Below are 22735 nucleotides of genomic sequence, written 5' to 3'. Positions count from 1 at the left end.
CGCAGATCCATGCCGGGAGGTTAACAAGTTCATTCAAATCACGACTCCATGGCCGCGGCGCTGCGAACCTTTCCTCAATCTCGGCATGCTATGACAGCAACATGGAGCTCTGGCCTGCCCCGCCTGTCCTCATTGCGATCGCGACCTCGCTGCTCGCCGCACTTTGCGGCCTGGCGACGTTCTGGCTGCTGCGCGAGCGCGGCCGCGTCCTGCGGCAGGCGACTTCGATCGCCGGCGATGTCGAGCGCCTGAACGACCGGCTCTGGGAACTCGCCGACAGCGAGGAACGCTATCGCAGCCTGATCGAGGCGCAGGGCGATCTCATCGTCCGCCGCAGCGAGGGGCGGATCGTCTATGCCAATGGCGCCTATGCGGCCTTGCTCGGTCTTGCCGAAGGGCAGGTGGTCGGCAGCCTGCGCATGCCGCAGGTCCGCGTCACGCGGCCGGTTCAGGCGCTGGCCGACGGCGCCCGCGTCTTCGACGAATGCATCGAGACCGCCGACGGCGAGCGCTGGATCGCCTGGGTCGAGACGGTCGTGCCCGTCGCGGTCGGCCAGGCCGTGCTGCAGCGGGTCGGTCGCGACATCAGCGCCCGCATCGCGGGCGAGCGCGCGCTGGAAGAGGCACGCAGCCGGGCGGAGGAAGCCAGCGCCGCCAAATCGCGCTTCCTCGCCACCGTCAGCCATGAGTTCCGTACGCCGCTCAACGGCATTCTCGGCATGGCCGATCTCCTCGGCGACACAAGGCTCGACCCGGAGCAGGCGACCTATGTGCGCGCCCTGCGGACCTCGGGCGAGGCGCTGCTCGGCCTGGTCGACGGCATCCTCGACTTCGCCAAGGTCGAGGCCGGCAAGCTCGAACTCGTCGACGAGCCCTTCGATCTTGCCCTGCTGGTCGAGGACGTCACCGAACTGATGGCGCCGCGTGCCCAGGCCAAGGGTATCGAGGTCTCGGCGCTGCTCGCCGCCGACCTGCCGGCGCTCATCCGCGGCGACGCCGAGCGCCTGCGCCAGATCCTGCTGAATCTGATCGGCAATGCCGTGAAGTTCACCGAACGGGGCGGCGTCGGCATCCGGGCGGAGCGCGACGGCGAGGCGATCCTCGTCGCGGTCGCGGATACCGGGCCGGGCATCCCGGCCGAGCGCCTGGAAAGCATTTTCGAGGAGTTCGAGCAGGTCGAGAGCCCGAATATGTCGACTTCCGGCGGGACCGGCCTCGGCCTCGCGATCGCACGTCGACTCGCGCTGGCGATGGGCGGGGCGATCTCCGTCGAAAGCCCGGCAGGGCAGGGAGCCATCTTCCGGCTTCGCCTGCCGCTTCGGGCCGCTGCCGGAGCGGCTGCTGCCGACCCGGGACTCGACTGGTCGGGCAAGCGCCTGCTGATCGCCAGCGGCACGCCTTTCAGTGCCGGCCATCTCGCCGAGCAGGCGCGGCGCCGCGGCGCGGAGGTGCTGCTGGCCACCGATCGGCATGCGGCGCTCGCCTGCCTGCGGGAGGCGGGTTCGCTGACGGCGCTGCTCGTCGACCGGGCGCTGCCGGGCGGCGATGTCGAAGGCCTGGCGGCGGCGGCAAGGCAGGCCGGCGTCTCCGAGATCGTCATCATGCTCTCGCCGGCCGAGCGGCGCGGCTATGGCTCTCCCTTCGCCGCCGGCTTCACCGGCTTCCTGGTCAAGCCGGTGCGCGGGCGCTCGCTGCAGCAACGCTTTGAGGGAGACAGGCGCCCGGCCGTTTCCGCCGAGGTGGAGAGCGCTGCGCCGCCACCGGCGGTCGGGGCCGGGCTGCACGTGCTGGTGGCCGAGGACAACGAGATCAATGCCCTGCTGGCGACGCGGACGCTGGAGCGCCTTGGTTGCGTGCCGACCTGGGCACGCGATGGCGGAGAGGCGATTCGCCTGGTCGAGGCTGCGCTGGCCGGCCAGCGGCCCGCCTTTGCCCTCGCCTTGCTGGATATCCGCATGCCGGAGCTCGACGGCATCGCCGTGGCGCGGCGCATTCGAGCGGAAGAGCAGGCGCGTGGTGCCGCGCGCCTGCCGCTGCTGGCGGTGACCGCGAACACCTCGCAGGAGGATCGGCGCGCGGCGCTTGCAGGCGGCATGGATGATTGCCTGGCTAAGCCGCTTTCGCGCGACGCCTTGCGGGTCTGGGTGGAAAGGCTTGCCGGCGCGGCAAAGACCGCGACGCGCTCCGCCTGAGGCCGTCCGCCGCGGATCGCCATGCCTGAAGGGGCTCGCCATCTCGCGGCCGATCGGCTATCTCTTGGTCATATCTCTGTCGTAGTTCTGTCGCGATCCCGTAAGACGTTCGGCGCAGTGGTGTCATGCGCCTGGCCGAGGCCTCACAGGGATAAGACCGCAAATGGCGTTCGACGTTCTCCTAGGTCTCAGACAGCCGGCAAAGCAGAAGCTGGGAGCCTTGTCGCAGCGCCCGCGCTTCTCGCCCTTCGGGTTGATGGTCGGCGCCGGGCCGCGCGGCGTCTTCGCCTATCCGGGGCCCGACGCGCTGTCCGGGACGCTCGGGCGCTCCGGCTCGCTCGAGGTTCGTCTGGCCCGCGGCCCGCGCGAGATCTGGCGGGCGCAGCGCCTGCGCTACCGCGTCTTCTATCAGGAGATGTCGGCCAAGCCCGATGTCGTGTCGCGGATGTTCCGGCGCGATGCCGACCGGTTCGATGCCTCCTGCGACCATCTCCTGGTCATCGACCACGCTGCGCGCGGCCGCTTCGGCGGTATCAAGCCCAAGGTCGTCGGCACCTACCGGCTGATGCGCGAGCAGGCCGCCTGGCGGCTCGGCGGCTTCTACAGCCAGTCGGAATTCGACATCGAGCCGATGATCGCGCGCCATCCCGAGCTGCGCTTCCTCGAGCTCGGCCGCTCCTGCGTGCTCAAGCCCTATCGCACCAAGAAGACGGTCGAGCTGCTCTGGCACGGCATCTGGGCCTATGTCCGCCATCACCGCATCGATGCGATGTTCGGCTGCGCCAGCTTCGATGGCACGGACCCGGACCTGCTGGCGCTGCCGCTCTCCTTCCTGCACCACCACGCCACGGCGCAGGGTGAGTGGCGCGTCACTGCCAAGCCGGAGCGCCATGTCGCCATGGACCGGCTGCCGGCCGGCATGGTCGACGCCAAGACGGCGCTGAAAAGCCTGCCGCCGCTGGTGAAGGGCTATCTGCGCCTCGGCGCCCGCTTCGGCTCCGGGGCCGTGATCGACCGGCAGTTCGGCACGACCGACGTGCTGGTGATCGTGCCGGTCGCCGCGATCGACCAGCGCTATCTCGACTATCTCGGCGGCGAGGGCGAGCGCTACGCCGCCTGAGCCTGCGCTATTCGCCGCTCGCGGCGAGGTCGCGCAGCGCCTGCCGGTAGTCCGGATAGCGGAAGGCGTAGCCGAGCTCGCGTTTCAGCAGCGCGTTCGAGACCCGCTTGTTCTCGCCATAGAAGCTCGCCGCCATCGGCGAGAGCTTGCTGGCGTCGAAGGGCGTTTCGGGCGGTGGCGCCAGCTCGGCGAGTTCGGCGGCGAAGCTGATCACGTCCTGCGGCGGCGCCGGCTCGTCATCGGTGACATTGTAGATCGCGCCCTGCTGCGGCTTGTCCAGCGAGGCCAGCAGCACCCCGGCGATGTCGTCGACATGGATGCGGTTGAAGACCTGGCCGGGCTTGACCAGCCGGTTGGCGGTGCCGGCGCGCAATTTGGTGATGGCGTTGCGGTCCGGCCCGTAGATGCCGGAGAGGCGGAAGATCTGCACCGGCTTGCCGCTGCGCTCGCCGAGCGCGAGCCAATCGCGTTCGATTTCGAGGCGCTGGCGCGAGCGCCGGCTGGTCGGACGTGCCTCGGCAGTCTCGTCGATCCACGCTCCGCCATGGTCGCCATAGACGCCGATCGTCGAAAGGTAGCCGATCCAGCGCAGATTGGGCGCAGCCGCAAGCTTGTCGGCCAGCGTCCGCAGCACCGGATCGCCGTCCTCGTCGGGTTGGACCGAGACGAGCACGGCATCGGCTTCCGCCAGCGCGGCGGCCAGCGGCGAAGATACGGCGAAGCCGCCGAAGACGAGCGTGCGCAGGCCCTCCCGACACAGGCTCGCGGCCTTCTCGGCCGAACGCACCGTGCCGGTGACCTCCCATCCCTGCGCCAGTGCGGCGCGCGCGAAGAAACTGGCGGAATAGCCGAGGCCGAGGATGACGAGCTTCATGCGGATTCCAATTTCCTGAGGTCGGGACGTGCCCATTCGGCCCTGACGTCGGCGTCTGGCTCGCAGGCGAGCCTGGCCGGCGCGAGTGTCGCTGCCCGCTCGGGGGCGAGCCGCAGCAGCGCCCAGGCCGCCATCGCCCGCACCAGGGGCGAGGCATCGTCGAGCAGCGCTTCCGCGCTTGCAGCGAGAGTCGGCTCGCCGCTGTTGCCGATCGCGATCAGCACATTGCGGATGAAGCGGTCGCGGCCGGTGCGCTTCACCGGCGTGCCGGCGAAGAGCTTGCGGAAGGCGGCGTCGTCGAGCGCGGCGAGCTCGGCGAGCGGCAGCGCCTCGAGTTCCTGCTTGAGCGCGAGGCGGGTTTCCTTTGCCGCCTGCGCGAACTTGTTCCAGGGGCAGACGGCGAGGCAGTCGTCGCAGCCGAAGATGCGATTGCCGATGCCTTCGCGGAATTCGGCGCCGATATGGCCCTGATGCTCGATGGTCAGATAGGCGATGCAGCGCCGCGCATCGAGCTGGTAGGGGGCGGGGAAGGCGGCGGTCGGGCAGATGTCGAGGCAGCGCGTGCAGGAACCGCAATGGTCGCGCTCGGGTGTGTCGGGCGGCAGTTCGGCGGTGGTGTAGATTGCCCCGAGGAAGAGCCAGGAGCCATGCCTGCGCGAGACCAGCACGGTGTGCTTGCCCTGCCAGCCGAGTCCGGCGGCCTGCGCCAGCGGCTTCTCCATCACCGGAGCGGTGTCGACGAAGACCTTGACATCGACCTCGCCGCGCGCCGCGAGCACGCCGGCGACGCTCTTCAGCTTGCCCTTGATGACGTCGTGATAGTCGCGCCTTCGGGCATAGAGCGAGATCGCGCCGCGGTCGCGCTGCCCCAGAACGGCCAGCGGGTCGCCTTCGCCCGCATAGCTCATGCCGAGCATCACGACGGAGCGGGCCTCGGGCCAGAGCACGCCCGGCGCGGCGCGCTCGGCGGTACGCTCGGTCATCCAGGCCATGTCGCCATGATTGCCGGCGTCGAGCCAGCCGGCGAGGCGCGCCGGCGCCTGCGGGATCGAATCGACCGAGGCGACGCGCACGGCTGAAAAGCCTTCGCTTTCCGCCCGCGCCAGCACGGCGGCCTTGAGCTTCTCGCCGCTCAGAAGTCCAGATCGTCGTAATGGGCCGACGGCGCCATGCCCGGAATCCGGTCGCTGAGCAGCGGCCGGAAGCTCGGTCTGGACTTGATCATGGCGTACCATGCGCGGGCGGCCTCGTCCTCTTCCCAGGGCACGTCGCCGAGATAGTCGACGCAGGAGAGATGCGCCGCGGCGGCGAGATCGGCATAGCTCAGAACCGGGCCTGCGAGCCAGTTCCGCTTCGCCGTCAGCCAGGCGATATAGCGCAGATGATAGCGGACATTGCCGCGGGCGGCACGGATCGCGCTCATTTCCGGCGGGCCGCCGCCTTCGTCGCGGCTCATGAAGCGCTTCATCACCTTTTCCAGCACGAGCGGCGCGGTGATTTCCTCGTTGAACTTGATGTTGAACCAGTCGAGCAGCCGGCGCACCTCGATGCGCTCGCCGGGGCCCTCCGGCAGCAGACGGCGCTCGCCGAGGGCCAGGCCGCGCGTCTCGTCGAGATATTCGGCGATGGGTCCGGGGCCGGGGATGACGAGCCCGCTATCCTCGCGCAGCACCGGTGTCGTCCCGGCCGGGTTGAGCTCGAGGAATTCGCGGCGGCGCTCCCATATCCGCTCCTCGACCATCGCGGCGTCGAGGCCGAATTCGCCCAGCACCAGCCGGACGAAGCGCGAATGCGGGCAGAGCGGATAATGGTGAAGGGTTGCCATCGGTCGCTTGAAACGGAGAATTGGGCTGGAAATGCGGCCTGAAGCGCGGTCGCGGGCCTTGCGGAGGCAAAATCCGTATAGGCTCGGCTGCGGTGGCTAACAACCCGGCTATCGGGCATGCGGCGGATTCGGTGCGTTTCCTTCGCCAATTGGTAACCAATTCGCAAAGAGCCTGCGCCATAGCTTTAACGCCCGCGGCGCCGCTTGGTTGCGTCGCGCCTGCCGGCTGAGAAGGACCTTCCGATGAGTGACCTGTTGGTGGCCGCCATTCTCGGCGTCGTCGAGGGGCTGACCGAATTTCTACCGGTCTCCTCGACCGGGCATCTCTTGCTGCTCGGCCATTTCCTCGGCTTCGAATCCAAGGGTAAATCCTTCGAGATCCTGGTCCAGCTCGGCGCGATCCTGGCGATCCTGCTGGTCTATTTCCATCGGCTGCTCGACATCGCCCGGCGCCTGCGCACCGACCCGGCGGCGCGCCGCTTCGTCATCGGCGTGCTCGTCGCCTTCCTGCCGGCGGCGGTGATCGGCGCGCTCGCCCATGGCTTCATCAAGGGCGTGCTGTTCAACCCCTTCCTGGTCTGCACCACGCTGATCGCCGGCGGGCTGGTCCTGCTCGTCGTCGACGAAATGGAACTCGAGGTGAAGCACCACGACGCCACGGCTTTCCCGCTGACGATGTATTTCAAGATCGGCCTGATCCAGTGCCTCGCCATGATCCCGGGCGTCTCGCGCTCGGGCTCGACCATCGTCGGCGCCATGCTGCTCGGCGCCGACAAGCGCGCCGCGGCCGAGTTCTCCTTCTTCCTGGCCATGCCGACCATGGCTGGCGCCTTCGCCTATGATCTGATGAAGAACTACAAGGAGCTCACCGCCAGCGACACGCTGCTGATCGGCATCGGCTTCGTCACCGCCTTCATCTCGGCGCTGATCGTCGTTCGCTCCTTCCTCGATTTCGTCTCGAAGCGCGGCTTCACGCCCTTCGCCTGGTGGCGGATCGTGGTCGGCTCGGCCGGGCTTGCCGGGCTCTGGGTCTTCGGCTGAGGCGCGCTCAGGCGATCCGCTTGTCCGCGGAGTCGCAGAGATCGGCGACGATGCAGCTCTCGCAGGCCGGGCGCAGGGCCTTGCAGGTATAGCGCCCGTGCAGGATCAGCCAGTGATGGGCATGCCGGCCGAACTCGGCCGGGATCGCCTTTTCCAGCCCGAACTCGACCTGCAACACGTTCTTGCCCGGCGCGATGCGCAGGCGGTTGGCGACGCGGAAGACATGGGTGTCGACGGCGTGGGTGATCTCGCCGAAGGCGATGTTGAGCACGACATTGGCGGTCTTGCGGCCGACGCCGGGCAGGCTCTCCAACGCCTCGCGCGAGGTCGGCACGGCGCTGCCGAATTCGGCGATCAGCCTTTCGCAGAGCGCGATGACGTTCTTCGCCTTGGTGCGGTAGAGCCCGATCGTCTTGACCAGCTCGCGCACCTGATCCTCGCCGAGCGCCAGCATTTTTTCGGGCGTGTCGGCGAGTTCGAACAGCCGCTTCGTCGCCTTGTTGACGCCGACATCGGTGGCCTGCGCCGAGAGCAGAACCGCGACGAGCAGCGTGAAGGCGTTGACATAGTCGAGCTCGCCCTTCGGCTCCGGCCGGGCCGTTCGGAAACGCGTGAAAATCTCGCGGATCTCGGCAGCGTTTCGGGCTTTGGGGGCGGCAGGCTTTCGGCGTGCGGCTGCGCGCGTCTTGCCACTGTTCGGCGGGCTCATCGCGGCGTTATACTGCGCGCATGAGCCTGAGCAAGCCCGCCCCTGAGAGCGCCGCCGCAGCCGCCGGTATCGTTGCGGAAAGGCCGGTCTTCGACGCCACCATCACCCCCCATCGCTCGCTCGGCGCCGATGGGTTCCGGCTGGTGATGACGCTGGTCTGCCTGACGAGCCTCGTCACCTCCGTGCCTTTCCTGCTGCTCGGGGCCTGGCCGGTGGCCGGCTTCTTCGGTCTCGACATCCTGGCGCTGTTCATCGCCTTCAAGGTGAATTTCAAGGCCGCGCGCGCCTTCGAACGCATCGTGGTGACCCCGCTCGAAGTCCTGCTGCGCCAGGTTTCGCATCGCGGCAAGGAGGCGATCTGGCGCTCCAACCCGGCCTGGACCCGCCTCGAGCGTGAAGACGACGAGGATTACGGGCTGCTGCGACTGGCGCTGGTCTCGCGCGGCCGCAAGGTGCCGGTCGCCGCGGCATTGTCGCCGCAAGAGCGCGAAGGCTTCGCGTCGGCGCTCTCCGCCGCGCTGGCCAAAGCCCGGCGCGGCCCCGATTTCGAGCCCGCCTGACGCGCATGGCCGCGACGATCATTCCGCTGATCGCGCTGGCCGTCATCATTTTCGTGCTCGTCGCCGCCATGCGTGCCAATCGCGGCCCGCGCGGCAAGCTGCCGCCGCAGGATGGCGGCGAAGCCTCGCGCCACGCCTATGCGCTCCAGCTGCGTGACCGGCTCGATCACGCCCTGTTCGGGCCCGTGCTGGCGGGAGAGGTCTGGGACAAGCTGATGCAGCACCCCGTCGATCGCGGCCTGATCCACGAATTCCACCGCGATTTCTGCGGCCATGGCCTGATCCGCACTGGGGCCGGGATCAAGCTCTGCGACATCCTGGACGGCTATCACGGCGGCCAGGCGATCGCAGAATGGGCGTCGAAGGAAGAGTTCGTCGCCTTCTTCGCCGAGCAATCGGATTTCAGTTGCAGCGGCTGGGACGAGACCTCGCCGGTCTTCGCCACCCACGACGAATGGCATCGCAACAATCAGCGTCTGACGCGCGAGAAGCTGCGGCGCTTCCTCTCGGGGCCGATCCTGGCCTGAGGCGTCAGTGCCGCTGCGCCAGCCAGACCGTGTGGCCGCCGCAGGTCGCGTCCTCGACGACATGGTCGATGACGGCGAAGCCGTTCTCGCCGAGCAGGCGGCGATATTCCTCCGGTGCCAGGCTGGCATGATAGAGCGGCTCGCCCTCGAACGTCCCGATCGCCTCGCCATGGCCGGGGCCGCTGGTGAAGAGCAGGGCGGCGCCGTCCGCCGCATGCTGCCGGAAGAGCGGGAACATCAGGCGCTGGTCGTCATGGTGCAGATGGAAGAAGCTGTCCCAGGCGATCAGCCCGTCGAAGCGCCTGCCGAGCGCGAGATCGCGCATGTCCGCGACCTGCCATGACTGCTCCGGGAAGCGCTCGCGGCAGAGCCCGATCAGCGGCCCGGAGGAATCGACGCCGGTCACGGCGCAGCCGCGCTCGATCAGATGCCGGGCGATCGGCTCGCCCATGCCGCAGCCGATGTCGAGGACCGACGGCGCGGCCGGCAGCAGCGCGCAGAAGCGCTCGAGCCAGGCCACCTCCATCAGCTTTCGGCCGCGCAGCGCATCGTAGGCGGCGGCATGGCGCTCATAGAGCGAGACGATCGCGGCGGCAGAATCGGTCATCCGCTGGATTCTAGATGGCGGCGGCGGGGAGAGAGAGCTTGCCAGCTTTCGGGTGGGATAGGCATGCTGGCATGAGTAGCCTCGCGGACATGAGATCAGATCGCGAGGATAGAACGATGAATGCTCATTCCGGCTTCCGAACTGCGATGAAACCGATCAATCTCTCCAATGCCGTACTGGCCCGCGCAACCGAGGCCATTCCCTCGGAGGCCGATTTTCCGGCGCCGGCGCCCGGCTCGGATTATGATACGGTGCGGCGCATCCTCGCCTATATCACCGAGCACTGGCGGCAGCAGCCGACGATCGAGCAGATCGCCGAAGCCGCAGGCGCGACGCCGACCGATGTCCATCATCTGTTCCGGCGCTGGTGCGGGCTGACGCCGAAAGCCTTCCTGCAGGCGATCACGCTCGACAATGCCAAGGGGCTGCTGGCCTCCTCGGCCAGCATCCTGGACACCAGCTACGAGGTCGGGCTTTCCGGCCCCGGCCGGCTGCACGACCTCTTCGTCACCCATGAGGCGATGTCGCCCGGCGAATGGAAGACCGGCGGCGAGGGCTTGCGGCTCTCCTACGGCTTCCACCCCTCACCCTTCGGCGAGGCTCTGATCGTAGTCACCGAGCGCGGCCTCGCCGGGCTCGGCTGGATCTCGAACGGCCAGGATGGCGGCAAGGTCGTCGGCGGCCGGGCCGAGGCGCTCGCCGACATGATGCGGCGCTGGCCGCATGCCGATTACCGCTTCGATCCACAAGCGACCAAGCCCTATGCGGGCCGCATCTTCGAGCCGGAGCGCTGGTCGGCGCAGACACCGTTGCGTGTCGTGTTGATCGGCACCGATTTCGAGGTGCGCGTCTGGGAGACGCTGCTGAGGATTCCGGTCGGTTGCGCCACCACCTATGGCGATGTCGCCGACCATATCGGCAAGCCCTCGGCGGCGCGTGCGGTCGGGGCGGCGGTCGGCAAGAATCCGATCTCCTTCGTCGTGCCCTGTCATCGCGTCATCGGCAAGTCCGGCGCGCTCACCGGCTATCATTGGGGGCTGACGCGTAAGCGCGCGATCCTTGGCTGGGAGGCGGGGCAGGTATCGGGCGGTCAGGCGATCTGAGCAGGCACGAAGGGTCGCGGTGGATGCGCCGTCGTCATTCCGGGACTTCGCACAGCGAAGGCCCGGAACCCATGAACACCGAAGTCACAACCGAAGGATCGGCTCTCGGCCGTCCTATTCGCGGCCCATCAGGTCCACGCATTCCGGGCTCGCTGCTGCACAGCGCCCCGGAACGACGGCGCTGGTGACAATCGCAGCCGGTATTACTGGATCGCCTGGGTGGGCGCCGCCGCGGGGGGAGCTGTCCGCTTCGCCGTGGCCGGCCGCGGCTTGGCGGCTTCCGGCTTCGGTTCGGGCAGGCCCAGCCGGGCGCGGATCGAGGCGGCACGGCCCTCGGTAATGCGGGCGCCGCAGAAGCCGTGGCTGCCCTCGCTCTGGAAATCGCGGCAGATCTGGGCGCGCTCGGAGGAGAACGCCGCCTGTTCGCGGGCGATGCTGCGCTGCTCCGGAAGCTCGGCCTTGGCCGACAGCGCCCGGTAGCCTTCGCGCACGGCGTTCTCGGCCTTGCCGCGCTCGGCCTCGATCTCCTTGGCGTGGGCGGCCAGCGTGCGCGCATCCGGCCCCCAGACGCCTCGGGGGTCGATCCGGCAGGCGGCCGCCTCGATCACGCAGGGCTCGGCAGGCTCGACCACCAGGAAGCCGCCTTCCAATACGTCGAACACGATCGGACAGACCGAGGCCTCGAGCTTGTAGCGCGGCAGGCCGGCAGGCTTGCCGAGAAAGGTCAGCGGCACCGGCGTGTCGCCGAAGGAGATGGCGCAGGGCTCGACCAGGTTCTGGGCCTGGAAGCCCTCGGCCCGGAGCTTCAGCCCATAGCCGGTCGCGGTCTTTTCCAGCGTGGCCTCGCCGGCCCCACCATTGCGCCGTACCGTCTTGCCGAGCAGCGATTCCTCGCCGGGGATCTTGATGGCCGGCATCGTCCGCGGGCGCGGCGCCGCCGGTGCGCTCGATGCCGGTGGTGAATGCTGTGTGCCGGGCGCGCTGAACGGCTGGGCACCGGGCAGTTGCAGAGGCTGCGCCGCGGCCGTGCAGCCGAACCAGGCCAGCGCGGCGCCGGTGACGGCGATGCGGCTTGCGGCGGAGCGGCGGGTCGGCGTCACGGCGGGTCCTTTTCGGCGATGGACGGTCTTTCTGAATGGAATGACACGGCCCTGCGCGCAAGGGCGCGGGAGCAACACCAGGCGTTAATCATGCCGGGCGACGAAGACCGCGCCGGGCGCGGCGGGGAGCTGGCTCTTATTCCGGCTTCGCGCCTTGCAAGGGGGGCGGCACCCTCCCTATATACGCCGCGAAGCGGTGGTTTTCGCCACGGCCGGAACCGGAATGCCATGGCTCCCAAGCTCTTGGCGGATTCCCGGTTCGCTTTATTGAACCGGCGGACGATGGCCGGGCCCGGGCGCAAGCCCAGGATCCGGAAGCGCCTGCCAGACGTGGATATCCCGCATTCGTTCGCCGCAGAAGGTGGGGACGGGTCGGGGCCATGGGCCGGAGGGCCGCGCCACGGCGCGGCGTTCCGGCGATCTGCTAAATCGAAAGGGATCCCTTCCATGGGTAAAGTTATTGGCATCGACCTCGGCACGACCAATTCCTGCGTTGCAGTGATGGAGGGCTCGACGCCCAAGGTCATCGAGAATTCGGAAGGCGCGCGCACCACGCCTTCGATCGTCGCCATCACCGATGACGGCGAGCGGCTTGTCGGCCAGCCGGCCAAGCGCCAGGCCGTCACCAATCCGGAGCGCACCTTCTTCGCGATCAAGCGCCTGATCGGCCGCACCTTCGACGATCCGATGACCAAGAAGGACATCGATCTCGTCCCCTACAAGATCAAGAAGGCGCCCTCGGGCGACGCCTGGGTCGAGGCCGACGGCAAGGATTACTCGCCCTCGCAGATCTCCGCCTTCACGCTGACGAAGATGAAGGAGACCGCGGAGGCCTATCTCGGCCAGCCGGTCACGCAGGCGGTCATCACCGTTCCCGCCTATTTCAACGACGCCCAGCGCCAGGCCACCAAGGATGCCGGCCGCATCGCCGGCCTCGAGGTGCTGCGCATCATCAACGAGCCGACCGCGGCTGCGCTCGCCTATGGCCTCGACAAGAAGTCGACCGGCACCATCGCGGTCTACGACCTCGGCGGCGGCACCTTCGACGTCTCGATCCTCGAGATCGGCGACGGCGTCTTCGAGGTGAAGTCGACCAATGGCGACACCTTCCTCGGCGGCGAGGACTTCGACATGCGCCTGGTCGAGTATCTGGCGGACGAGTTCAAGCGCGAGCAGGGCATCGACCTGAAGAAGGACAAGCTCGCGCTGCAGCGCCTGAAGGAGGCTGCTGAAAAGGCCAAGATCGAGCTTTCGACCACGGCCCAGACCGAGATCAACCTGCCCTACATCACGGCCGATGCCTCGGGTCCGAAGCACCTCGCCATCAAGCTCTCGCGCGCCAAGTTCGAGAGCCTGGTCGACGATCTCGTGCAGCGCACCATCGAGCCTTGCCGCAAGGCCCTCAAGGATGCCGGCCTCTCGGCCGGTGACATCGACGAGGTCGTCCTGGTCGGCGGCATGACGCGCATGCCGAAGGTCCAGGAGGTCGTGAAGCAGTTCTTCGGCAAGGAGCCCCACAAGGGCGTCAACCCGGACGAGGTCGTCGCCATCGGTGCCGCGGTCCAGGCCGGCGTACTGCAGGGCGACGTCAAGGACGTGCTGCTGCTCGACGTGACTCCGCTCTCGCTCGGCATCGAGACGCTGGGCGGCGTGTTCACCCGCCTGATCGACCGCAACACCACGATCCCGACCAAGAAGAGCCAGGTCTTCTCCACCGCCGAGGACAACCAGCAGGCGGTGACGATCCGGGTCTTCCAGGGCGAGCGCGAGATGGCTGCCGACAACAAGATGCTCGGCCAGTTCGACCTGATGGGCATCCCGCCGTCCCCGCGCGGCATGCCGCAGATCGAGGTGACCTTCGACATCGACGCCAACGGCATCGTCTCGGTCACCGCCAAGGACAAGGCGACCGCCAAGGAGCAGCAGATCCGCATCCAGGCTTCCGGTGGTCTCTCCGAGGCCGAGATCCAGAAGATGGTCAAGGACGCCGAGTCCAACGCCGCCGAGGACAAGAAGCGCCGCGAGCTGGTCGAGGCCAAGAACCAGGGCGAGAGCCTCGTGCACTCGACCGAAAAGTCGCTGAAGGATTATGGCGACAAGGTTTCGGCCGCCGACAAGACCGCGATCGAGACGGCGCTCGACGCCCTGAAGACGGCGCTGGCCGGCGATGATTCCGAGGCCATCGCCTCGCGGACCAATGAGCTGATGCAGGCCTCGATGAAGCTCGGCGAGGCGATGTATGCCGCCAGCCAGGCCGAGGCCGGGGCCGCCGATGGCGCTGCCGACGACGCCGACGCCAAGAAGGACGACGTCATCGACGCCGACTTCAAGGATGTCAGCGACGACAAGGGCGACAAGAAGAAGAGCGCCTGAGCGCGTTCGCCGCCCCGCAGAACGTGATGGCCGGGCTTGACCCGGCCATTGCATTCGCGGAATGGCCTGTGAAGGGAAAGCTCGCCTGGCTGCGTCGTGAGGCGCAGGAGGGCGCAAGGGCGGCTGTTTGATGTCCAAGCGCGACTATTACGAAATTCTCGGCGTGCAGAAGACCGCCAGCGAAGCGGAGCTGAAGAGCGCCTTCCGCAAGCTCGCCATGCAGTGCCATCCGGATCGGCATCCTGGCGACAAGGCGGCCGAGACCAAGTTCAAGGAATTGAACGAGGCCTATCAGGTCCTTTCCGACGGCCAGAAGCGCGGCGCCTATGACCGCTACGGCCACCAGGCCTTCGAGCAGGGCGGCGGTGGCGGCCCGGCCGACATGTCCGACTTCATGTCGGACATCTTCGAATCCTTCTTCGGCGACGGCCGCGGCCGAGGTGGTCCGCGCGGCGCCAATGCCCGCGAGCGCGGCGCCGATCTGCGCTACAATCTCGAGGTCGGCCTCGAGGAGGCCTATGCCGGCAAGAACGCGACCATTCGCGTGCCGACCTCGGTGGTCTGCGAGGTCTGTTCCGGCACCGGCGCCAAGGCAGGCTCGAAATCGCGGCAATGCGCGACCTGCGGCGGCCATGGGCGCGTTCGTGCCAATCAGGGCTTCTTCTCGGTCGAGCGCACCTGCCCGACCTGCGGCGGCCGTGGCGAGGTCATCGACGATCCCTGCAATGGCTGCCATGGTTCCGGCCGCGTCACCCGCGAGCGCACGCTCTCGGTCAACATCCCGGCCGGTGTCGAGGACGGCACACGCATCCGCCTCGCCGGCGAGGGAGAGGCCGGCCTGCGCGGCGGTCCGGCTGGGGATCTCTACATTTTCCTCTCGATCAAGCCGCACGCCATCTTCCAGCGCGACGGAGCCGACCTGTTCTGTCGCGTGCCGATCGGCCTGACCTCGGCGGCGCTCGGCGGCGAGATCGAGGTGCCGACGCTGAACGGCGAGAAGGCCAGGGTGAAGATCCCGGAGGGGACGCAGACCGGCAAGCAGTTCCGTCTCAAGGGCAAGGGCATGAGCGTGTTGCGCTCGCGCGATTTCGGCGACCTCTACATCCAGGTCCTGGTCGAGACGCCGCAGAAGCTCACCGCCCGTCAGCGCGAATTGCTGCTCGAATTCGAGCGCGAGAGCTCCGGCGCGACCCATCCGGAAAGCGCCGGCTTCTTCGGCCGCGTCAAGGACTTCCTCGGCGGCCTCGGCGGCGCCGCCTGAGGCGCCCTGCTGGTAGCCCCATTCCGGGCCTACGCGTCGCTGTGGCCGGAATGATCTGGACACGAAAAAGCGGGCACCTTTCGGCGCCCGCTTCTTGATCGGGACCTGATGCGATGATCAGGCCTTGTCGATCACTTTCTTGACCGCATCCTTGGCCTTGCCGACGGCTTGCTGGGCCTCGCCCTTGCGCTCCTGCGCGAAGCCCTCGGCCTCGAGGCCGGGCTTGTTCAGCGCCTTGCCGGCGGCCTGCTTGATGTTGCCGGCGGCCTCGTTGGCCATGCCCTTGATCTTGTCGGCGGTGCTGCCCATCGGTCGTTTCCTCGCTCGAACATGTGCCGCCGCAGCGGCGATGCCCAATGAACGGCCGGGCGCGAGGAAGGTTCCCGGCACGCTGCGCGCTACGAGCCGGCTATCGCCCTCAGTGCTTCCGCCGTCGCCTGATCGGCCGGGAAGAAGGTTTCGAGCGCGAGTTCCGACAAGGTGACGTCGACCGGCGTGCCGAACACAGTCGTCGCCGAGATCAAGGAGAGGATGCTGTCGCCGAAGCGCATTTGCAGCGGCACGACCACCGGCGGCTCGCTGTCTTCGCCGGCCTTGCCCTTGCGCGCGGGAGCTTCCGGCGTCGGATAGCTCAACAGCTCCGCCAGCAGTTCGGCGAGCGCCGGGTCGGCGGTGGCGCGAATCTGCTGGCGCAGCCGGGCGATCAGATGGCTGCGCCATTCGGCGAAGTTGACGATCGCCGGTGCGAGGCCGCCGGGATGCAGGCTGAGCCTCAGCACATTGACCGGCGGACGCAGCAGCTCCGCTTCGGTCACGCCTGCGAGCAGCGGCGCCACCGCGGCGTTGGCGGCGAGCAGCGTCCAGTGCCGGTCGACCGCCAGCGCCGGATAGGGCTCGTGCCCCTTCAGCAAAAGGTCGATCGCACTGCGGGCCGCCTGCAGGCCGGGATCCTCGAGCGAGCGTTCGAGATAGACCGGCGCATAGCCGGCTGCGAGCAGGAGCGCGTTGCGCTCACGCAGGGGCACGCCGAGATTTTCGGCGAGGTGCAGGACCATGTCCCGGCTCGGCGCCGAGCGGCCGCTTTCGATGAAGCTGAGATGCTTCTGGGAGATCTCGGCCTCGAGGGCGAGGTCGAGCTGGCTGAGCCGGCGGAGCTGGCGCCAGTCGCGGATGAGATGCCCGACCGTAGGTTTCTGGTGCTGGTTCATGTGGGGCAAGCTAGCGCCGGTCGGACCGGCTTCCAATTACCTCTGGCTTAATCGACCGACCTCCGGGCATCCGTCAGCATGGCCTCCATCAGCAACGGCGCCGCCCGCAACGGCGGCCAAACCGGAGAACAGCCATGGCCTACATCCAGTCCTCCAGCTTCCTGCGCAACGTTCTCGCCCTCGATGCCGCCGCCTGTGCCGCCACCGGCCTGCTGCTCAGTTTCGGAGCCGGAGCGCTTGCCGGCCTGCTCGGCTTCCCGGCCGAGTTCCTGCGCGGCGCCGGGCTCGTGCTGCTGCCCTGCGCCGCGGTGCTCGCCTTCCTCGCCAGTCGGGTGCGTCTGCCGCGGCTCGCCATCCATGCGGTGATCGGCATCAACATCCTCTGGGTCGCCGACAGCATCCTGACCCTGGTCTCCGGCTGGTTTCAGCCGACCGCGCTCGGTATCGCCTTCGTCCTGGCTCAGGCCGCGGTGGTCGCGGTCGTCACCGAGCTGGAGGTGATCGGGCTCAAAAAGTCGACGCCGGTCGAGGTTGAGACCGCTGCCCTCCGGCTTTGAATGCCCCGGCAGAGATCGCCCCGCTTCCGGCGAGCCGGAAGCGGGGCGATCTCGTTTCAGCTGTCACGAAACTGTTGCCCGCACTGACTAGCCGGAGGGTCCGCCGTTCTCTCAAGCCTTGCGGAACAGGACCCGTCCGATGCGCAAACCGCTCGCCTTCGCTGCCCTCGCGACCGTCCTGCTCGGCGGTACGGCTCTGGCAGAACCGATGTTCAACCGTATCGCGACCTTCTCCGTGCCCAGCAATCTCCCCGCCGGCCGCGACCCCAAGCAGAAGACCGTCGCCGAGATCATCGCCGCCAACGAGGCCGGCACGCTGCTCGCCTATACCGATGCCGAGCAGAAGGGCATCGGCCTGATCGACATCGCCGCCGCCAGCGCGCCGAAGCCGGCGGGCTTCGTGTCCGTCGAAGGCGAGCCGACCTCGGTGGTCGTCCTCGGTGACCGGGCCTTCGCCGCGATCGTCACCTCCGGCGACAATTTCAAGGAACCGACCGGGCATCTCGCGACCATCGACCTGAAGACGAAGCAGGTCACGGCGAAATGCGAGCTCGGCGGCCAGCCGGATTCGATCGCGCTGAGCAAGGACAAGCGCAAGATCGTCATCGCCATCGAGAACGAGCGTGACGAGAAACTGGACAAGGGCGCGCTGCCGCAGCTTCCGGCCGGCAACCTCACCCTGATCGGCCTCAAGGACGGCGAAGCTGATTGTGCCTCGAAGCAAATCGTCGACCTCACCGGCATCACCGCCGTCGAGCCAACCGACCCCGAGCCCGAATTCGTCGACGTCAACCAGGACGGGCTCGCCGTGGTGACGCTGCAGGAGAACAACCACCTCGCCATCGTCGACACCGGGACCGGCAAGCTCGTTGCCCATTTCCCGGCCGGTGCGGTCGATCTGAAGAGCATCGACAAGACCCGCGACGGCCAGATCAGCCCGGTCGAGGAGCTGAAAGGGGTGGCGCGCGAGCCCGATGCCGTGCGCTGGCTCGACAATGACCGCTTCGTCACCGCCAATGAGGGCGACTGGAAGGGCGGCTCGCGCGGCTTCACCATCTTCCGCAAGGACGGCACGGTCGAGTTCGATTCCGGCGCACTGGTCGACCATATCGCCATCAGGCTCGGACACTATCCGGAGCGCCGCTCGGCGGCCAAGGGCAGCGAGCCCGAGGGCATCGAGGTCGGAACCTATGGCGAGGACCGGCTGATCTTCGTCGGGCTGGAGCGGGCCTCCCTCGTGCTCGTCTTCAAGGACGAGGGCGCTGGCCGTGCCCCGCGCTATCTCCAGGCGCTGCCGGGCGGGATCGCTCCCGAGGGCCTGCTCGCCATCCCGCAGCGCAACCTCTTCGTCTCGGCCTCCGAGGCCGATCTCGGTGCCAAGGGCGGGCCGCGCTCGGCGGTGACGATCTACGAGCGCAGCGCGGCCCCGGCCGCCTATCCGACCATCCAGTCCGCCGATGTCGGTGGCGTGCCGCTCGGCTGGGGGGCGCTCTCGGGTCTCGCGGCCCATCCGAGCCTGAACGGCCGGCTCTTCGCCGTCACCGACAGCGCCTATTCGCCCTCCCGCATCCTCGAAATCGACGCGACGGCGAAGCCGGCGACGATCACCGGCGCGCTGACGCTCGGCAAGGAAGGCAAGCCCGCGGCCTACGATATCGAGGGCATTGCGACCCGCCCGGCCGGCGGCTTCTGGCTCGCCTCGGAAGGCAATCCCGAGCACAAGGAGAAGCCGACGAAGAACATCCTGCTGCGCGTTTCCGCCAAGGGCGAGGTCGAGGAGGAAATCTTCCTGCCGGAGGCGCTGGAGAAGCAGGCCACGCGCTTCGGCCTCGAGGGCGTTGCCGTCACCGGCACGGGCGCGGACGAAACCGTCTGGCTCGCCGTGCAGCGCGAATGGAAGGATGATCCCAAGGGCAAGGCCAAGATCCTGAGCTACAGGCCCGCCGACAAGAGCTGGGGCGTGCTGCACTATCCGCTGAGCGCGCCGGCTGCCGGCGCCTGGATGGGGCTTTCGGAGCTGACCTATCTCGGCGCGGACCGCTTCGCTGTGATCGAGCGTGACAACCAGTTCGGTGCCGGGGCGGTGAAGACGCTGCAGAGCTTCTCGGTGAGGGGGATGAAGCCGGCGCCGCTCGGCGCTTCCGACATCCCGACGGTCGAGAAGACGCTGCTGCGCGACCTGACGCCGGAGCTGATGAAGCGCGGCGGCTACGGGCTCGACAAGGTCGAGGGCATGGCGCTCGACAAGGCCGGTGAGCTCTTCGTCGTCACCGATAATGACGGCGTCGACGACTCCTCCGGCGAGACCCAGTTCTTCACCCTCGGGAAGGTCGCGAAGTAAGCTGACCGGAAAACGAAAAAGCCGGCGAGGACACTCGCCGGCTCCAATGCATCTTGGCTCGTCATTCCGGCGTGTCGCCTCGCTCCAGCCGGAATGACGCCTGTGTAGTGCTCTGTCTCAGAGGCCGAGCTTCTTCTTGCGCTGGCCGAGCGTGCGCAGGCGCAGCGCGTTCAGCTTGATGAAGCCCGCCGCGTCGCGGTGGTCATAGGCGACGGCGCCTTCCTCGAAGGTGACGAGGTCCTGGTCGTAGAGCGAATACGGGCTGGAGCGGCCGATGACGTGGACGCCGCCCTTGTAGAGCTTGAGGCGCACCTGGCCTGTGACGAATTCCTGGCTCTTGTCGATCAGCGCCTGCAGCATCTCGCGCTCCGGCGAGAACCAGAAGCCGTTATAGATCAGCTCGGCATATTGCGGCATGAGCTGGTCCTTGAGATGGGCGGCGCCGCGGTCGAGCGTGATCGACTCGATGGCGCGGTGCGCCGAGAGCAGGATCGTGCCGCCGGGCGTTTCGTACATGCCGCGGCTCTTCATGCCGACGAAGCGGTTCTCGACCAGGTCGAGCCGGCCGATGCCATTGTCGCGACCGAGCTCGTTGAGCCTGGCCAGGAGCGTCGCCGGCGAGAGCTTCTGGCCGTCGATCGCGACCGCGTCGCCCTGCTCGAAATCGATGGTGATCACGGTCGGCTTGTCGGGCGCGTCCTCCGGCGAAATCGTGCGCGAATAGACGTAGTCCGGCACTTCGACGGCCGGGTCCTCCAGCACCTTGCCCTCCGAGGAGGCGTGCAGCAGGTTGGCGTCGACCGAGAACGGCGCCTCGCCGCGCTTGTCCTTGGCGATCGGAATCTGGTGCTGCTCGGCGAAGGCGATCAGCTGCTCGCGCGAGCGCAGGTCCCATTCGCGCCAGGGCGCGATCACATGCACGTCGGGCTTCAGCGCATAGGCGGTCAGCTCGAAACGGACCTGGTCGTTGCCCTTGCCGGTGGCGCCATGCGAGACGGCGTCGGCACCGACCTTCTCGGCGATCTCGATCAGCTTCTTGCCAATCAGCGGCCGGGCGATCGAGGTGCCGAGCAGATAGACGCCCTCATAGGCGGCGTTGGCGCGGAACATCGGGAAGACGTAGTCGCGCACGAATTCCTCGCGCAGGTCCTCGATGAAGATGTTCTCGGGCTTGATGCCGAGCAGCAGCGCCTTGTCGCGCGCCGGTCCGAGCTCCTCGCCCTGGCCGAGATCGGCGGTGAAGGTCACGACCTCGCAATTATAGGTGGTCTGCAGCCATTTCAGGATGATCGAGGTGTCGAGGCCGCCGGAATAGGCGAGTACGACCTTGTTCACGCGCTTTTCGGCCATCGGCTGATCTTCCTGCTGAGGCTGCATGAGACACGCTCATGCCTGAGAGACGGATGCGGCCGCGGCGGCCGCATTTCGGACGTAAGGGCGCACTATCGCAGGGCTACGGGCGACGCAATCGGAACCTTCTGATCGATGTGGCGTCTTCCGGTGATGGATCGGCTCCGGCCGGTCCGGGCCGGGGGACCGGCATGATGATCGACGGGCGTGCCGCCCGCGCCGTGGTGGATGTGGCGGACCGGCTTCGGACCGCCGGGGGGGCTGATGACGAAACGTCCTGTTCTGGATTTCTGGTTCGAGTTCGCCTCGACCTATTCCTGTCTGACTGCCCTCAGGATCGAGGCCGCGGCCGAGGCTGCCGGGGTCGATCTACGCTGGCGCCCCTTCCTGCTCGCGCCGATCTTCGCGGCGCAGGGCTGGAACAGCTCACCCTTCAACCTCTACCCCAGCAAGGGCCGCTATATGTGGCGCGATGTGGCGCGCCGCGCCGGCCGAGCCGGGCTCAGCATCGTCAAGCCGGAGGCTTTTCCGCAGAACTCGCTGGTCGCTGCGAGGCTGGCACTTGCCGGCCGCGATGCCGGTTGGCTGCCGGGCTTCACCAGGGCGCTGTTCCGGGCCGAGTTCTGCGAGGGGCGCAACATCGCCGAGGAGGCGGTCTTGACCGCCGCGCTGCGTGCTGCCGGCGCCGATCCCTCGCTCGCCTTCCCGCTGGCACGCAGCGAGGAGGTCAAGGGCCGGCTGAAGGCCGAGACCGAGCTGGCGAAATCGCTGGGCATTTTCGGCGCGCCGACCTTCGTCACCGAAGACGGTGAATTGTTCTGGGGCGACGACCGGCTCGAGGAAGCGCTGACCTGGGCGAAGGACGGCCGCTGAGCCGAGGCGGGGCTTCAACCCGGCGGCTTGCGGCTCCACGGCCCGTGAGCGGCCGAGGTCTCGGCGATTTCCGGCAGAGGCTGGCGCTCGGCGACTTTGGGCGGGCCGAGCGGCGCCTCGAGCGGCATGCGACCGCCGGCCGTCTGCACCAGCGCCTGCACCCGCTTGGTCACCGAAGGATGGGTCGAGAACAGATCGGCGAAATCATCGGGGTCGTTCTCGAAGCACATGTCCATCACCCCCGACGGCACACCCTCGATATCGGCGCGGCCGGAGATCTTGAGCAGGGCCGAGATCATCGCGTCCGGATTCTTGGTGAGCTCGACCGCGCCGGCATCGGCGAGATATTCGCGCGCCCGGGACAGCGATAGCCGGACCACGATCGCCAGGAACCAGGAGATCGCGATCACGGCGATGCCGATCAGGATCGCGATGCCGCCGCCCTTCTTGTCGTCGGAGGACGAGGAGGAATAGCGGATGCTGCGCCGGGTGAGGCCGCGGAACATCACCTCGCCTACGAAGGAGATCACGCCGGCGATGACGATCGCGATCACCATCAGCCGGACGTCGCCATTGCGGATATGGGTGAGCTCATGGGCGATTACCGCTTCGAGCTCGGCATCGTTGAGCTGCTCGATCAGCCCGGTGGTCAGCGTCACCGTGAACTGCTTGTCGTTGACGCCGCTGGCGAAGGCGTTGAGCGCGTCGCTCTGGATGATCGCGAGCTTCGGCGTCACCATGCCGCGCGAGATGCAGAGGTTCTCAAGCATCCGGTAGAGCTTGGGATTCTCCTCGCGGCTGATCCCACTGGCGCCGGACACCGCGCCGATCAGCGCGACATTGATCCGGAAGCCGATGAAGATCCAGGCGGCCGTGGCGAGCGTGATCACCGGCAGCCAGGACAGGAAGGTTCGTCCCGCTTCGCTGAAGGCGCTGCGGCCGCGCGGCACGCCGCCATAGCCGTAGGCGACCAGCAGCAGGCCCCAGACGGTCAGGTAGACCAGCAGGAACAGCCCGACGAGCAGGAAATTCGACCTGATCCGGTTGTTGCGCTGGTGGGTGTAGAGCCCGAAAGCTTCCCCCGGCATCACAGCGGCTCCGCGCTCGCGCGCCT

21 protein-coding genes are annotated in these 22735 nt (G+C 67.8%); 11 read left to right on the top strand and 10 right to left on the bottom strand.

What is annotated here, in order from left to right; translation table 11 throughout:
* The first annotated feature begins 101 nt into the window (after positions 1 to 101).
* Both AC3RCC_RS25470 and olsB read left to right on the top strand, forming a co-directional pair.
* Positions 102 to 2192 carry an ATP-binding protein gene (locus tag AC3RCC_RS25470; RefSeq protein ID WP_492256996.1) on the top strand — a complete coding sequence of 697 codons (2091 nt, stop codon included), beginning with the start codon at positions 102 to 104 and terminating at the stop codon, positions 2190 to 2192.
* Between the two features lie 256 nt (positions 2193 to 2448).
* Positions 2449 to 3312, top strand: coding sequence for a l-ornithine N(alpha)-acyltransferase (gene olsB / locus AC3RCC_RS25465; protein WP_291646446.1), 864 nt, complete (start codon positions 2449 to 2451; stop codon positions 3310 to 3312).
* A gap of 7 nt (positions 3313 to 3319) precedes the next feature.
* On the opposite strand, the gene AC3RCC_RS25460 is transcribed toward olsB, so the two are convergent.
* From AC3RCC_RS25460 to AC3RCC_RS25450, 3 genes are read right to left on the bottom strand one after another with little or no spacing between them, the layout of a single operon-like run.
* Complete coding sequence (locus tag AC3RCC_RS25460) at positions 3320 to 4186, bottom strand: SDR family oxidoreductase (RefSeq protein WP_492256995.1); 867 nt, start codon at positions 4184 to 4186, stop codon at positions 3320 to 3322.
* Entirely contained in the window at positions 4183 to 5421 is a 1239-nt protein-coding gene (queG, locus tag AC3RCC_RS25455) for a tRNA epoxyqueuosine(34) reductase QueG (protein ID WP_492256994.1), read from the bottom strand. Before queG ends, AC3RCC_RS25460 begins: the two co-directional genes overlap by 4 nt.
* Positions 5319 to 6011: a glutathione S-transferase family protein gene (locus AC3RCC_RS25450; RefSeq protein ID WP_291633469.1), complete on the bottom strand. Its 693-nt coding sequence runs from the start codon at positions 6009 to 6011 to the stop codon at positions 5319 to 5321. Before AC3RCC_RS25450 ends, queG begins: the two co-directional genes overlap by 103 nt.
* 243 nt (positions 6012 to 6254) lie before the next feature.
* Between AC3RCC_RS25450 and AC3RCC_RS25445 the strand changes: the two genes are divergently transcribed.
* Entirely contained in the window at positions 6255 to 7052 is a 798-nt protein-coding gene (locus tag AC3RCC_RS25445) for an undecaprenyl-diphosphate phosphatase (RefSeq protein WP_291633471.1), read from the top strand.
* A gap of 7 nt (positions 7053 to 7059) precedes the next feature.
* Here AC3RCC_RS25445 and nth read toward each other — a convergent pair whose 3' ends face one another.
* Positions 7060 to 7761 carry an endonuclease III gene (nth, locus tag AC3RCC_RS25440; protein WP_492256993.1) on the bottom strand — a complete coding sequence of 234 codons (702 nt, stop codon included), beginning with the start codon at positions 7759 to 7761 and terminating at the stop codon, positions 7060 to 7062.
* Positions 7762 to 7781: 20 nt separating this feature from the next.
* On the opposite strand from nth, the gene AC3RCC_RS25435 reads away from it, so the two are divergent.
* Together AC3RCC_RS25435 and AC3RCC_RS25430 are read left to right on the top strand one after the other, a co-directional pair.
* Complete coding sequence (locus AC3RCC_RS25435; protein ID WP_291633475.1) at positions 7782 to 8321, top strand: DUF2244 domain-containing protein; 540 nt, start codon at positions 7782 to 7784, stop codon at positions 8319 to 8321.
* Positions 8322 to 8326: 5 nt separating this feature from the next.
* Positions 8327 to 8848, top strand: a complete 522-nt coding sequence (locus AC3RCC_RS25430; protein WP_291633477.1) for a hypothetical protein — start codon at positions 8327 to 8329, stop codon at positions 8846 to 8848.
* A gap of 4 nt (positions 8849 to 8852) precedes the next feature.
* On the opposite strand, the gene AC3RCC_RS25425 is transcribed toward AC3RCC_RS25430, so the two are convergent.
* Positions 8853 to 9455 (bottom strand): class I SAM-dependent DNA methyltransferase, encoded by a 603-nt coding sequence (locus AC3RCC_RS25425; protein ID WP_492256992.1) that lies wholly within the window; start codon positions 9453 to 9455, stop codon positions 8853 to 8855.
* 116 nt (positions 9456 to 9571) lie between these two features.
* Between AC3RCC_RS25425 and AC3RCC_RS25420 the strand changes: the two genes are divergently transcribed.
* Complete coding sequence (locus AC3RCC_RS25420; protein ID WP_492256991.1) at positions 9572 to 10558, top strand: methylated-DNA--[protein]-cysteine S-methyltransferase; 987 nt, start codon at positions 9572 to 9574, stop codon at positions 10556 to 10558.
* 203 nt (positions 10559 to 10761) lie between these two features.
* Here the strand turns inward: AC3RCC_RS25420 and AC3RCC_RS25415 are convergent, their stop codons facing one another.
* A complete protein-coding gene (locus AC3RCC_RS25415) occupies positions 10762 to 11658 on the bottom strand; it encodes a hypothetical protein (protein WP_492256990.1) in 897 nt (298 codons plus the stop codon).
* 447 nt (positions 11659 to 12105) lie between these two features.
* On the opposite strand from AC3RCC_RS25415, the gene dnaK reads away from it, so the two are divergent.
* Complete coding sequence (dnaK, locus tag AC3RCC_RS25410; protein WP_291633484.1) at positions 12106 to 14031, top strand: molecular chaperone DnaK; 1926 nt, start codon at positions 12106 to 12108, stop codon at positions 14029 to 14031.
* Between the two features lie 130 nt (positions 14032 to 14161).
* Positions 14162 to 15292: a molecular chaperone DnaJ gene (gene dnaJ / locus AC3RCC_RS25405; RefSeq protein ID WP_291633487.1), complete on the top strand. Its 1131-nt coding sequence runs from the start codon at positions 14162 to 14164 to the stop codon at positions 15290 to 15292.
* Between the two features lie 117 nt (positions 15293 to 15409).
* On the opposite strand, the gene AC3RCC_RS25400 is transcribed toward dnaJ, so the two are convergent.
* Together AC3RCC_RS25400 and AC3RCC_RS25395 are read right to left on the bottom strand one after the other, a co-directional pair.
* The gene (locus AC3RCC_RS25400) at positions 15410 to 15601 is read right to left on the bottom strand and encodes a CsbD family protein (protein ID WP_291633489.1); all 192 of its coding nucleotides are present in this window, start codon (positions 15599 to 15601) and stop codon (positions 15410 to 15412) included.
* Between the two features lie 89 nt (positions 15602 to 15690).
* On the bottom strand, positions 15691 to 16500 hold the full coding sequence (locus AC3RCC_RS25395) for a helix-turn-helix domain-containing protein (protein WP_492256989.1): 810 nt from the start codon (positions 16498 to 16500) through the stop codon (positions 15691 to 15693).
* Between the two features lie 134 nt (positions 16501 to 16634).
* On the opposite strand from AC3RCC_RS25395, the gene AC3RCC_RS25390 reads away from it, so the two are divergent.
* A complete protein-coding gene (locus tag AC3RCC_RS25390; protein WP_492256988.1) occupies positions 16635 to 17057 on the top strand; it encodes a hypothetical protein in 423 nt (140 codons plus the stop codon).
* A 139-nt stretch (positions 17058 to 17196) separates the two neighbouring features.
* Positions 17197 to 19398 carry an esterase-like activity of phytase family protein gene (locus AC3RCC_RS25385; RefSeq protein WP_492256987.1) on the top strand — a complete coding sequence of 734 codons (2202 nt, stop codon included), beginning with the start codon at positions 17197 to 17199 and terminating at the stop codon, positions 19396 to 19398.
* Between the two features lie 117 nt (positions 19399 to 19515).
* Here AC3RCC_RS25385 and AC3RCC_RS25380 read toward each other — a convergent pair whose 3' ends face one another.
* Entirely contained in the window at positions 19516 to 20748 is a 1233-nt protein-coding gene (locus AC3RCC_RS25380) for an argininosuccinate synthase (RefSeq protein WP_291646284.1), read from the bottom strand.
* Positions 20749 to 21012: 264 nt separating this feature from the next.
* Between AC3RCC_RS25380 and AC3RCC_RS25375 the strand changes: the two genes are divergently transcribed.
* Positions 21013 to 21621 carry a 2-hydroxychromene-2-carboxylate isomerase gene (locus AC3RCC_RS25375; protein WP_291646285.1) on the top strand — a complete coding sequence of 203 codons (609 nt, stop codon included), beginning with the start codon at positions 21013 to 21015 and terminating at the stop codon, positions 21619 to 21621.
* Positions 21622 to 21635: 14 nt separating this feature from the next.
* On the opposite strand, the gene AC3RCC_RS25370 is transcribed toward AC3RCC_RS25375, so the two are convergent.
* On the bottom strand, positions 21636 to 22709 hold the full coding sequence (locus AC3RCC_RS25370) for a M48 family metallopeptidase (protein WP_492256986.1): 1074 nt from the start codon (positions 22707 to 22709) through the stop codon (positions 21636 to 21638).
* Positions 22710 to 22735: the final 26 nt, after the last annotated feature.

The sequence above is a fragment of the Allobosea sp. GW823-FHT01F03 genome (genome assembly GCF_058798075.1).
Note: the sequence above shows the minus strand (reverse complement) of the source record. Positions and strands in the feature narration are given on the sequence as shown.